This is a genomic window from Paraburkholderia sediminicola, from assembly GCF_046026895.1.
GTDB classification, from domain to species: Bacteria; Pseudomonadota; Gammaproteobacteria; order Burkholderiales; family Burkholderiaceae; genus Paraburkholderia; species Paraburkholderia sediminicola_C.
In genome coordinates, this window is sequence record NZ_JAQQEU010000289.1 from 1 (window position 1) to 457 (window position 457).

Annotated in this window: 1 protein-coding gene; it reads right to left on the bottom strand. The window is 58.9% G+C overall.

Features of this window, described 5'->3' with window-relative positions:
- Positions 1-100: 100 nt before the first annotated feature.
- Positions 101-397 carry a transposase gene (locus PQR02_RS40810; protein WP_408243452.1) on the bottom strand — a complete coding sequence of 99 codons (297 nt, stop codon included), beginning with the start codon at positions 395-397 and terminating at the stop codon, positions 101-103.
- Positions 398-457: the final 60 nt, after the last annotated feature.

The following is a 457-nucleotide window of genomic DNA, read 5'->3' on the forward strand; positions in this document are numbered from 1 at the left end:
CGCCTGCGTGCGGCGTACCAGCCGCTCTTCGACACGCCCAGCGACTCGCACATCAACCCGACCGGGTAAACGTTTCGGTGTCGCTCGATCCAGGCGTACTTCACAGCGACTCCTTCGCGAAGTACGCCGCTGCTTTTTTCAGTATTTCTTTCTCCATTCGCAGCCGTGCATTTTCCTGCTTCAGGCGTGCGTTCTCAGCCTCCAGATCCGTTACCGGAGCCCTTTGCCCACGCTTGACTGGCGCCTCCCGAGCGTCGCTGACCCAATTCGCTAGCGTCTTGTCCGACATCTCCAGACTTCGCGCAACCTCTCGCAATCCACGCCGGCCCACTATCACCTGTTCGACCGCTGCCGCGCGAAACTCCTCCGTGTACTTCCGCCTCGGTACCGATTTCATCGCATCCTCCACAAGGCTGATTATCAACCTTATGGCGTCCACTTTTCAGGGACCAGATCA